This is a genomic window from Oceanicola sp. S124 (assembly GCF_000220565.1).
Taxonomy (GTDB): Bacteria; Pseudomonadota; Alphaproteobacteria; order Rhodobacterales; family Rhodobacteraceae; genus Pseudooceanicola.
Genome location: NZ_AFPM01000172.1, coordinates 1 through 11,052, shown reverse-complemented (window position 1 = coordinate 11,052; position 11,052 = coordinate 1). Strand labels below are relative to the sequence as shown.

The 11,052-nt window shown below is 70.1% G+C and carries 11 protein-coding genes; 5 read left to right on the top strand and 6 right to left on the bottom strand.

All coding sequences use genetic code 11. From position 1 onward, the window contains the following. Positions 1–129: 129 nt before the first annotated feature. Positions 130–540, bottom strand: coding sequence for a MerR family transcriptional regulator (locus OS124_RS0112315; protein ID WP_010139965.1), 411 nt, complete (start codon positions 538–540; stop codon positions 130–132). 87 nt (positions 541–627) lie between these two features. On the opposite strand from OS124_RS0112315, the gene OS124_RS0112310 reads away from it, so the two are divergent. Then, on the top strand, positions 628–1,554 hold the full coding sequence (locus tag OS124_RS0112310) for a cation diffusion facilitator family transporter (protein ID WP_010139964.1): 927 nt from the start codon (positions 628–630) through the stop codon (positions 1,552–1,554). 4 nt (positions 1,555–1,558) lie between these two features. Here the strand turns inward: OS124_RS0112310 and OS124_RS0112305 are convergent, their stop codons facing one another. From OS124_RS0112305 to OS124_RS0112290, 5 genes are all read right to left on the bottom strand, one after another. Next, a complete protein-coding gene (locus OS124_RS0112305; RefSeq protein WP_010139963.1) occupies positions 1,559–2,263 on the bottom strand; it encodes a helix-turn-helix transcriptional regulator in 705 nt (234 codons plus the stop codon). Between the two features lie 2 nt (positions 2,264–2,265). After that, a complete protein-coding gene (locus OS124_RS28015; RefSeq protein WP_010139962.1) occupies positions 2,266–2,442 on the bottom strand; it encodes a glyoxalase/bleomycin resistance protein/dioxygenase in 177 nt (58 codons plus the stop codon). Then, positions 2,424–2,627, bottom strand: coding sequence for a VOC family protein (locus OS124_RS28280; protein WP_010139961.1), 204 nt, complete (start codon positions 2,625–2,627; stop codon positions 2,424–2,426). Before OS124_RS28280 ends, OS124_RS28015 begins: the two co-directional genes overlap by 19 nt. 144 nt (positions 2,628–2,771) lie before the next feature. Next, positions 2,772–3,560 carry a hydroxypyruvate isomerase family protein gene (locus tag OS124_RS0112295; protein ID WP_010139960.1) on the bottom strand — a complete coding sequence of 263 codons (789 nt, stop codon included), beginning with the start codon at positions 3,558–3,560 and terminating at the stop codon, positions 2,772–2,774. Between the two features lie 67 nt (positions 3,561–3,627). Next, complete coding sequence (locus OS124_RS0112290; RefSeq protein WP_040607103.1) at positions 3,628–4,239, bottom strand: DUF1285 domain-containing protein; 612 nt, start codon at positions 4,237–4,239, stop codon at positions 3,628–3,630. 57 nt (positions 4,240–4,296) lie between these two features. Between OS124_RS0112290 and OS124_RS0112285 the strand changes: the two genes are divergently transcribed. Genes OS124_RS0112285 through OS124_RS0112270 form a run of 4 tightly spaced genes read left to right on the top strand, consistent with a single transcriptional unit; the run spans position 4,297 to position 11,036 of the window. Further along, positions 4,297–5,337, top strand: coding sequence for an AAA family ATPase (locus tag OS124_RS0112285; RefSeq protein ID WP_010139957.1), 1,041 nt, complete (start codon positions 4,297–4,299; stop codon positions 5,335–5,337). Further along, positions 5,334–6,209, top strand: a complete 876-nt coding sequence (locus OS124_RS0112280; protein WP_010139955.1) for a DUF58 domain-containing protein — start codon at positions 5,334–5,336, stop codon at positions 6,207–6,209. The genes OS124_RS0112285 and OS124_RS0112280 overlap by 4 nt, the downstream gene beginning before the upstream one ends. Then, on the top strand, positions 6,209–8,983 hold the full coding sequence (locus OS124_RS0112275; RefSeq protein WP_010139954.1) for a DUF4159 domain-containing protein: 2,775 nt from the start codon (positions 6,209–6,211) through the stop codon (positions 8,981–8,983). The genes OS124_RS0112280 and OS124_RS0112275 overlap by 1 nt, the downstream gene beginning before the upstream one ends. Position 8,984: 1 nt before the next feature. Next, complete coding sequence (locus OS124_RS0112270; RefSeq protein ID WP_010139953.1) at positions 8,985–11,036, top strand: membrane protein; 2,052 nt, start codon at positions 8,985–8,987, stop codon at positions 11,034–11,036. The last annotated feature ends 16 nt before the right edge of the window (positions 11,037–11,052 follow it).

Here is an 11,052-nt window from a genome sequence, read left to right as displayed (position 1 = left end):
GAAAACGAGGCCGCCTTATCGTCCCCCTCAGGCATCATCACCAGGCTGAAAATACTCCGGGGGAGTCCGCCCCGGCGGACGGGGGCGGAGCCCCCACCCCCCTCTACGTGTCGCCGGCAGGCAGCGTTCCTAGTGGTCCCCCAGGCACTGGCGGTGATCGCCGAGCGCGTCGATGAGGCCGCAGGGGGCTCCCGGCGCGTGGTCGCAGACCTCCGACAGGCGCGCCAGCTCGGCCTCCAGTCGTTGCAGCCGGGCGATGCGGGCGCGGATGTCGCCGAGGTGGCGCGCGGCGATCTGGTGGGCATCGGCACAGTCGCGGCCCTTGTCGGACAGCTCGAGCAGGTGGCGGATCGCCTCGAGCGACAGCCCGAGGCCCCGCGCATGGGCGATGAACTGCAGCCGCTCCAGCCCGCGCCCGTCGTAGCGGCGCTGGTTGCCGCCGGAGCGTCCGGCCTCGGGCATCAGGCCGATTCCCTCGTAGTAGCGGATGGTGGGCACCTTCACGCCGGTGCGCTCGGACAGGGCGCCGATGGAATACATGGGACTCTCTTGGAAATTAGCTCTTGAACCTCTAGCGACTAGAGGTCCTAGATTGGTCGGCGTCAAGGACAGACCCGGGAAAGATCCATGCCGCACGACCACTCTCATGGCCATCATCACCACCATCACCACGCGGTCGACCTGGCCGGAGACCGCCGTGTCGCCTGGGCGGTGGCGGTCAATATCGCGCTGACCTTCGTGCAGATCGCGGCGGGGATCCTCTCGGGGTCGCTGGCGCTGATCGCCGATGCGATCCACAACCTGTCGGATGCGCTGAGCCTCGTCATCGCCTTCGTTGCCCGCCGGATCGCGCGCCGGCCTGCCGATGCCTCGATGACCTACGGCTATGGCCGGGCCGAGGTCGTCGCCGCGCTGATCAACTATACCACGCTGATCGTCATTGCCGTGATGCTGGCCTTCGAGGGGGTCGAGAGGCTGTTCGACCCGCAGCAGATCGAGGGCTGGACGGTGGTCGTCGTCGCCGGCGTGGCGCTGGTCATCGACACGGTCACTGCGCTGCTGATGCTGCGGCTGCAGAAGGACAGCGTGAACATGCGCGCCGCCTTCCTGCACAACATCGCCGATGCGCTCGGCTCGGTCGCGGTGATCGTCGCGGGGACGCTGATCCTGCTCTACGACTGGCGTCTGGTCGATCCTATCGTCACCCTCGGCATCTCGGCCTATATCCTCTGGCATGCGGGGGTCGAGATCGGCCCGGTGATCCGCCTGCTGATGCTGGGCAGTCCCGACAGCCCCGCCGTCGGCGAGGTGGCCGAGCGGATTCGTGCGATCCCCGGTGTCGCCTCCGTCCACCACCTGCACCTCTGGCGGATGCAGGAGCGCGAGACGGCGCTGGAATGCCACGTGGTGCTCTCGGGCGGCGCGGAAGAGGCCGGCGCGGTGCGGGCCGAGATCCGGCGGGTGCTGCATGATGCCTTCGAGCTGACCCATGTGACGCTTGAGATAGAGACCCCCGAGGAGGCCTGCACCGACGCGCCGCTGATCGGTCACTGACCGCCTAACCGTCCTTGCGCGGGATCCGCCCCGCACGGGTCTCGCGCTCGAAATAGGCCGCGAGGGAGCGGCTGCGGTCGGGCGGGAAGCGGTCCTCGGGCCGCAGGCCGGCGATGCGGTCCAGGCGGAAGGTGCGGAAATCCTCGCGCAGCTCGCACCAGGCGACGAGGGTCCAGACCTTGCCCCAGAAGAACAGGCCGAGCGGACGCAGGATCCGGTCGGTCTGGTCGCCATTTTCCGCCAGGTAGCGGATCTGCAGCCGGGTGCGGCTGTGCACGGCGGTTTCCACCACGTCCAGCCGCTCGCGCAGGGCCTCGGGCATGGCCTGCATGGAAATCGCGTGGATCTGCACCGCCTCCAGCCGCTCGCGGGCCTTTGCGGGCAGGACTGCATCGATCTTGAGGATGGCCTCTTCGGCGGCGCGGGCCATGGTCAGCCCGCCCCAGGCCTTGACCAGCCGCGCCCCGGCGACCAGGGCCACGATCTCTTCCTCGGTGAACATCAGCGGCGGCAGGTCGTGCCCGGCGCGCATCACGTAGCCCATACCGGCCTCGCCCTCGATCGGCACGCCCGAGCCCTGCAGGTCGGCGATATCGCGGTAGAGGGTGCGGAGCGACACTTCCAGCCGCTCCGCCAGCTCGCGCCCGGTCACCAGCCGCCCGCCGCGCAGGTGCTGCACGATCTGGAAGAGGCGATCGGCGCGGCGCATGGTCAGGCGGCCTCGAACAGGCCGATGCGGTTGCCATCGGGGTCGCGCACCACGGCGTAGCGGCCCGGCGGGATGGCGATCACGTCGGTTTCGGCCCGGGCGCCGGCCTTCTGCGCCCGCGACAGCGCCGCTTCGACCGTATCCGGAACCAGCAGATGGATCACATTGCCCGCGCCCATGCCGCCGGGCCCCTCGACGAGGTTGCCGCCAACCCGCCCGAGCCGAAGGCGGCGACGCGGTCCGGTCCCATCTGCATCTGGGTCAGGCTCCAGCCGAAGACCTCTTCGTAGAAGGCCGTGCCGCGGGCCAGGTCGGTGACCGGGATCTCGGCCCAGATGACGGTTGTCTTGCTGTCGGTGCTCATGGCGTGTCTCCCTGAGAGCGTTGCGATGCCCCCGTCTCGCACAGGCCTGCTGACAGCATTCCGTCAGCAGCTGTCAGTGGCAACCGGTTTTTTGTGGTGGCGCGGGGCAGGCGGAAAGGCCCCCGCCGTGTTCAGGCCGTGTTCTCAGGCGGGGCGGCGCAGGGCACCGCTGGCGGCCTGGGCCTCGGCCAGCCAGCCCAGCCCGTCGCGGGTCATGCCGCGCGGGCGGTAGTCGGCACCGATCCAGCCCGCATACCCCGCCGCATCGAGGGCACGGTAGAAGGCGGCAAAGTCGATGGCGGCGCCGTCCGGTTCCTGCTGGTCGGGCACGCCCGCCACCTGCACATGCCGCACCAGACCGCCGAAGATCTCCCAGGTGCCGGGCACGTCTCCGGTGATCCGGTGCGCGTGGTAGGTGTCGAACTGCAGCCCGACGAGATCATGTCCCACCGCCTCGACGACCCGCGCCGCAAGCTGGAAGTCAGACAGGAAATAGCCGGGCAGGTCGGCGGCATTCATCGGTTCAAGCACCAGGCTCTGCTGCGGAGCCTCGGCGATGGCCCAGCGAAGGTTGGCGACCAGCGTGTCGAAGGCCTGCTCGCCCCAGGCGGCCCCGGACATGATGTGCAGGTGCTCGGCCTTCAGCGCGTTCACGTAGCGCATGGCGCGGCGGAAGTCGTGGCGGAAGCGCTCTTCGCCGCCCGGTACGGCGGCAAAGCCAGCAGAGCCGCCGGTGTAGTTTGGCGGCGGGGCATTGATCAGCACCAGTGGCAGGCTGCTCTGGCCAAGCGCGTTGCGGATCTCCATCGCCGGGGTGTCATAGGGGAAATGGATCTCCACCGCGTCGAAGCCCGCCTCTTGCGCGGCAGGGATTCGCGCCGCCAGGGGCATTTCGGTGAAAAGCGTCGTCAGGTTCGCAGCAAATTTCGGCATCCATCCTCCCGATACCGCAGGTCCGGCGCCGCCCCTGACACCGGACGCGCTGCGGCTCAGGATGGAATCATGCGTCCGCCCCGGTCAACTGATCAGCGGGAATGATCGGGAAAAACTGTCCCGACGAGCGGATCCCGAACCAGTCCTGCCCCTCGTGCGGTGCGGTTTCGCCAATATCGACAAGGCGGTAGAAGCTCTTGCGGTCGATCAGCGCCTCAAGCCGGTCACGGATCAGCACATAGGGAGAGGGCTCTCCGGTGTCGGGATCGCGACTGACGCGGATCGGGTGATCGGGCCCCGCGACGGCACGGTCGGCGACATTGGTCAGGAAGGTCAGCACCTGCTGGCCATCCTCTTCCGACACGTCGAAATCGACCGCCAGGAAGGGCGCGTCCTCGACGGTAATGCCGACCTTTTCCACAGGTGTGACAAGGAAATAGCTGTCGCCGTCCTTGCGCAGGATGGTCGAGAAGAGGCGCACCAGCTCGGGCCGCCCGATGGGGGTGCCAAGGTAGAACCAGGTGCCATCGCGGGCGATCCGCATGTCGAGGTCGCCGCAGAACGGCGGGTTCCACTTGTGCACCGGCGGAAGTCCGCGCCCCTTTGCGGCGCGCGCTGAGGCAAGAATGCTCTCGGCAGTGACATTCACACTCTTTTGTGACGACGGTGAATTTATCATTAACCAACTCGCGGCTACAGTTTCATCTATGACTATAGCCAGCGCCGGAGGAAAGTCATGGCCGAGACGGAAAACGATGGGGCAACCGGGGGCGAGGACCTGATCGCCCGTATCGAGGCGGTAGAGGCCAAGCTGGCCGAGGCCAAGCGCTCGATCACCCGCCGCTTCGTGGGCCAGGAACAGGTCGTCGACCTGACGCTGTCGGCGCTGCTCTGCGGTGGCCATGCGCTGCTGATCGGCCTGCCGGGGCTGGGAAAGACGCGGCTGGTGGAAACGCTCTCGACCGTGATGGGGCTGGATGGGAACCGTATCCAGTTCACCCCCGACCTGATGCCCGCCGACATCCTCGGTTCTGAAGTGCTGGAGACGGCGGGCGATGGCTCGCGTGCGTTCCGCTTCCTGCCGGGGCCGGTGTTCTGCCAGCTGCTGATGGCGGATGAAATCAACCGTGCCAGCCCCCGGACCCAGTCGGCGCTGCTGCAGGCTATGCAGGAAAAGCAGGTCACCGTCGCCGGTGAAGACCGCGACCTGGGCCAGCCCTTCCACGTGCTTGCCACCCAGAACCCGATCGAGCAGGAAGGCACCTATCCGCTGCCCGAGGCGCAGCTGGACCGCTTCCTCGTGAAGATCGACGTGCTCTACCCGGACCGCGACACCGAACGCGACATCCTGCTGTCGACCACCGGCGTCGAAGAGGGCGCAGCGCATGCGGTCTTTTCGGCGGCCGAGCTGATTGAAGCGCAGAAGCTGCTGCGCCTGATGCCCGTGGGCGAGTCCGTGGTCGAGCTGATCCTTGACCTTGTGCGCGCCTGCCGCCCCGACGATCCGACCGCGCCCGAGCGGGTGCGCGAAACCGTGTCCTGGGGCCCCGGCCCCCGTGCCGCCCAGGCGCTGATGATGACCACCCGCGCCCGCGCCATGCTGCAGGGCCGCCTGGCACCCTCGGCCGAGGACGTGCTGGCCATGGCGCAGCCGGTGCTGTCACACCGCATGGGGTTGAACTTCGCCGCCCGCGCCCGGGGGGACAGCCTGGATGGGCTGATCGCCGAGGTCGCCGAAAGCTTCACCACTGCCGGGGCCGCCGGGGCCGCGGCGTGAGGACAGCCGCCGCCCTCCGCAGCCGGGCCGAGGAAGAGGCCGCGCGCCTTCCCGCGCTTCTGGCCCGGGCAGAGCAGCTGGCAGGCACCGTCCTGCTGGGCGAGCATGGCCGACGGCGCGCCGGGCTGGGCGACGATTTCTGGCAATACCGCCCGGTGCAGCCCGGCGATCCGCGCCGGATGATCGACTGGCGCCGCTCGGCCCGCTCGGATGACCGCTTCGTGCGCGAACGCGAGTGGCAGATCGCGCAGAGTGTCATGCTCTGGGTCGACCAGTCGGCTTCGATGGGCTTCACCTCTGCCAGGACCCTGCCCGAGAAGGGCGACCGTGCCCGCGATATCGCCCTGGCGACCGCGATCCTGCTGATCCGGGGCGGGGAACGTGTCGGCCTGACCGGCACCCTGCTGCCGCCGCGCCGGGGCCAGAACCAGGTGCTGCGCCTGGCCGAGTTCTTCAGCAAGGCCGCCGATCAGGATTTCGGCGTGCCCGAGCATCGCGCGATGCTGCCCAATGCCCGCGCGCTTTTCGTGTCGGATTTCCTCGGCCCCGTGGACGAGGTGACGACCGCCCTCACCAAGGCCGCCGACCGTGGCATCCGCGGTGTGCTGCTACAGGTGCTCGACCCGGTGGAAGAGGCCTTCCCCTTCCATGGCCGCACGATCTTCGAAAGCATGGGCGGCTCGGTCGCCCATGAGACGCTGAAGGCCTCGGAGCTGAAGGATCGCTACCTCGCCCGCCTGGCCGAGCGGAAGGCCCATCTGGCCCAGCTCTGTGCCGCGACCGGCTGGCAGTATGGCCAGCACCATACCCAGGCCTCGGCGCAATCGGCGCTGCTCTGGGTCTGGCGGGCGCTGGACCGGGGAGGCGCGTGATGATCCTCGGCCCCATCGGTTTCTCGGCCCCCTGGCTGCTGCTTGCCCTCGTGGCGCTGCCGATCCTGTGGATCCTGCTGCGCGCCGTGCCCCCCGCGCCGGTGCGCCGCCGCTTCCCCGGCGTGGCCCTGCTGCTGGGGCTGAGTGATGAGGAGAGCGTTTCCGACCGCACCCCCTGGTGGCTGCTGCTGCTGCGCATGCTGGCGGTTGCCGCGGTGATCATCGGCCTCGCCGGCCCGGTGCTGAACCCCGAGGCCGAGGTTGCCGAGGACCGTCGCGGCCCGCTGCTGGTGCTGCTCGACGGCACCTGGGCCTCGGCCCCGGACTGGCCGCGCAAGGAAGAGGCCGTCGAGGTGCTGCTGGAAGAGGCCGGGCGCCTTGGCCGTCCCGCCGCGGTGATCCGCCTGACCTCGCCCGAGGCCCCCGTCTTCGCCACGCCCGAAACCTGGGTGACACGCCTGCCCGGCCTCGCGCCGCTGGCCTGGGAGCCGCCCGCGCCTGACAGCGAGGCGATGCAACGCCTGCTCGAGGGGCTCTCGGCGATGGAGAGCGGGGTGGAGACCGTCTGGATTTCCGACGGCCTCGACCGGCCGGGGCGCGCCGAGGTGCTGGCCGCCGTGCAGGCGAAGGGCGCGGTCCGGGTGCTGGAAGCCGGTGGCCCGGTGCTGGCCCTGCGTCCCCCGCAGTTTGCCGACGGTGCGGTGCAGCTGACGGCGATCCGCGCCGCGCGGGACCTCGACAGCGAACAGGTGATGACCCTGCAGGCCCATGGCCGCGACCCCGGCGGCGTGATGCGGGTGCTCGACCAGGCCGAGATGCGCTTTGAACCGGGCGCCGCACTCGCCCGGCAAGAGATGGTCCTGCCCGCCGAGATCCGTGCCCGGCTGACCCATTTCGCCCTCGCCGGCATCCGCTCTGCCGGGACCGTGGCGCTGACCGATGACGGGCTGCGCCGGCGCGAGGTGGCGCTGATGTCGGGCGGCAGCGACCGCGAGGGGCTGTCGCTGCTTTCGCCGCTGCATTACCTTGAAAAGGCTCTGGAAACCAACGCCGACCTGCTGCATGGCGCGCTGGTGGATATCCTGCCTGCCAATCCCGACGTGATCGCCCTGGCCGATGTGGCGACCCTCTCGGAGGGCGAGGAAGAGGCGCTGCTGGAGTGGATTGAGGGCGGCGGCATGCTGCTGCGTTTCGCCGGGCCGCGCCTTGCCGCCAGCGAGGTCAGCCGCGCCGAGGAAGATCCGCTGATGCCCGTGCGCCTGCGCGCCGGGGGGCGGTCCGTCGGCGGGGCGATGTCCTGGGGCGAGCCCAAGACGCTGGCCCCCTTCGATGCCGACAGCCCCTTCGCCGGGCTTCAGGTGCCGCCCGAGGTGACCGTGACCTCGCAGGTCATGGCCCAGCCCGATCCGATCCTCTCTGCGCGCGTCATCGCCCGGCTGAGCGACGGCACGCCGCTGGTCACCCGCAAGGAGCTGGGGCAGGGGCAGGTGGTGCTGTTCCACGTGACCGCCAATGCCGAGTGGTCCTCGCTGCCGCTTTCGGGGCTCTTCGTGCAGATGCTTGAAAGGCTGTCGGTCTCCTCGGTCAATCCCCGCCCCGAGGCCGGGGATGTCGAGGGTACGACCTGGCAGCCCGAACGGGTGATGGATGCCTTCGGCACCATTTCCTCCGCCGGGACGCTGCCCGGGGTCGACGGGGCCGCACTGGTCGCCGCGCCGCTCGGACCGCGCCTGCAGCCGGGGCTCTACAGCTCCGAGGACCGGGCGCTGGCGCGCAATGTCATGGGCGACGAAAGCGCGATTGCCCCTGCCACCTGGCCTTCGGGCGTGACGGTGCAGGGCCTCTCTGCCCCGGCCGAGCGGCCCCTTGGCGGCTACCTGCTGGCCCTTGCGCTGCTGCTGCTGCTGGCCGATATCCTGGCCTCGCTGGCGCTGTCGGGCCGGCTGCGGGGCGCCCGCGCCGTGGCGACGCTGCTGGCGCTGGCGCTGGTCCCCGTGCCGCACGCGAAGGCGCAGGAGGACGACTTTGCCCTCGCCGCCACCGCCGAGACGGTGCTGGCCCATGTGCTGACCGGCGATCAAGAGCTCGACGCCCTCGCCCAGGCCGGCCTTCAGGGCCTCTCGGACACGCTGAATTTCCGCACCTCGGTCGAACCCGCCCCGCCCATGGGCGTCGACCTGGAACAGGACGAGCTGTCGCTCTTCCCCTTCCTCTACTGGCCGATCACCGCGGATCAGCCGATCCCCTCGGATCCCGCCTATGCCAAGCTGAACCGCTACCTGCGCAGCGGCGGCATGATCCTGTTCGACACCCGCGACGCCAATGTCGCCGGCTTCGGCGCCTCGACCCCCGAGGGCCGGCGCCTGCAGGAAATCGCCCGACCGCTGGACATCCCCGCGCTGGAGCCGCTGCCCGAGGATCACGTGCTGACGCGCACCTTCTACCTGTTGCAGGATGCGCCGGGGCGTTACGTCGGGGCCCCCGTCTGGGTCGAGGCCGCGCCGCCTGACGCCGAGCAGATCGAGGGCATGCCCTTCCGCAACCTCAACGACGGGGTGACCCCGGTGGTGATCGGCGGCAATGACTGGGCGGCGGCCTGGGCGGTGGATGCCTCGGGGATGCCGCTGCTTCGCATCGGCTCGGGCATGGCCGCCGAGCGCCAGCGCGAGATCGCCTACCGCTTCGGGGTGAACCTGATCATGCATGTGCTGACCGGCAACTACAAATCCGACCAGGTGCATGTGCCTGCCCTGCTCGACCGGCTGGGGAACTGAGATGAGCGGACAGATCATCTTCGACCCGCTCATCCCCCTGATCCCGCTGGCGATCCTGGCGGTGCTCAGCCTCGCCGGCATCGCCCTGGCGGTCTGGCGCGGCCTTGCCGGCTGGGCCTGGCGCGGGGCGGCGGCCCTGGTGGTGCTGGCAGCCCTCTCGGGCCCGGCGCTGCGCCAGGAGGACCGCGCGCCGCTGTCGGACATCGTGCTGCTGGTCGAAGACCGCTCGGCCTCGCAACGCCTCGGCGACCGGGCCGCGCAGACCGCCGAGGCGGCAGAGACCCTGGCGGCCCGCATCGCCGCCCGCCCCAATACGGACCTCCGCCGGATCGAGGTCGGCGATGGCGAGGGCGACAGCGGCACCCTGCTTATGACCGCCCTGACCGAGGCCCTGGCCGAGGAACCGCGCGCGCGCATTGCCGGGGTCGTGCTGCTTTCGGACGGGCGGGTGCATGACCTCGACCAGGTGCCGGGGCTGCCCGCGCCGATGCACCTGCTGCTCTCGGGCACGCCCGAGGACTGGGATCGCCGGCTGGTGGTGAAGAACGCCCCGGCCTTCGGCATCCTCGACGAAGAGATCCTGCTGACCCTGCGCATCGAGGATGAGGGCGCCGTGCCGGACACCATGGGCGGCTTCGCCGCGCTGGAGATGTCCGTTGACGGGGGCGAACCGCAGATCCTGCGCCTGCCCGTCGGCCAGGACGCGCAGATCCCGGTGACGCTGCCCCATGGCGGGCGCAACGTGCTGCGCTTCACCACGCCCTCTCAGGACGGCGAGCTGACCGACCGCAACAACTCGGCCATCGTGCAGATGAACGGGGTGCGCGACCGGCTGCGCGTGCTGCTGGTCTCGGGAGAGCCGCACCCGGGCGGGCGGACATGGCGCAACCTGTTGAAATCGGACAGTTCCGTCGACCTGGTGCATTTCACCATCCTGCGCCCGCCGTCAAAACAGGATGGCGTGCCGGTGTCCGAACTGTCGCTGATCGCCTTCCCCACGCGTGAGCTGTTCATGGAGAAGATCGAGGATTTCGACCTGATCATCTTCGACCGCTACAAGCGCCGCGGCATCCTGCCGGCGCTCTACCTCGACAACATCCGCGCCTATGTCGAGGACGGCGGCGCGGTGCTGATCGCCGCCGGGCCGGATTTCGCCTCGGCCGAATCGCTCTATCGCTCGCCGCTGGCGCAGGTGCTGCCGGGCCGCCCGACCGCCCGCGTGGTGGAAGAGGGCTATCGGCCCCAGGTTACCGATCTGGGCCACCGCCATCCGGTCACCACCGGGCTGGAAGAGGCCTGGGAGGGGGACTGGGGCCGCTGGATGCGCCAGGTCGAGCTGACGCCGGAGCGCGGCCAGGTCGTCATGTCGGGCGCCGGCGAGCGGCCGCTGCTGATCCTCGACCGGGTCGGCGAGGGGCGCGTGGCGCTGCTGGCCTCGGATCACGCCTGGCTGTGGAATCGCGGCTTCGAGGGCGGCGGTCCGCAGCTGGAACTGCTGCGCCGCCTTGCCCACTGGATGATGAAGGAACCCGAGCTGGAAGAAGAGGCGCTGACCGCCGAGGCCGAGGGGCAGCGGATGGTGATCACCCGCCGCAGTCTCTCGGAAACCGTCGGCGACGTGGTGGTTACCGCGCCGGACGGCGGCCAGACCACGCTGCGGATGGAAGAGGTTTCGCCCGGGCGGTTCGAGGCGGTGTTCGAGGGGCCGGAAATCGGGCTCTATCGCCTGGCTTCGGGGGATCTTTCGGCGGTCATCGGGCTGGGCCCCGCGGCCCCGCGCGAATTCGAGCAGACCATCGCCTCGGGCAGTGCGCTTGAGCCTTCGGTCGAAGCCACGCGCGGCGGGGTCCGCGCCCTCAGCGAGGGGCTGCCCGCCTTCCGGGATGTCCGCCCGGGGCGGCCCGCCGCCGGGCGCGGCTGGCTGGGCCTGACCCCGCGCGATGCCTACGAGACCCGCGCCGTGCGCCAGATGCCCCTGCTGCCACCCTGGATGGTGCTTTTGCTGGCCTCGGGGCTGATCCTGGCCGGCTGGCTGCGCGAGGGACGGCGCTAGCGGGGTGCCGGCCCTG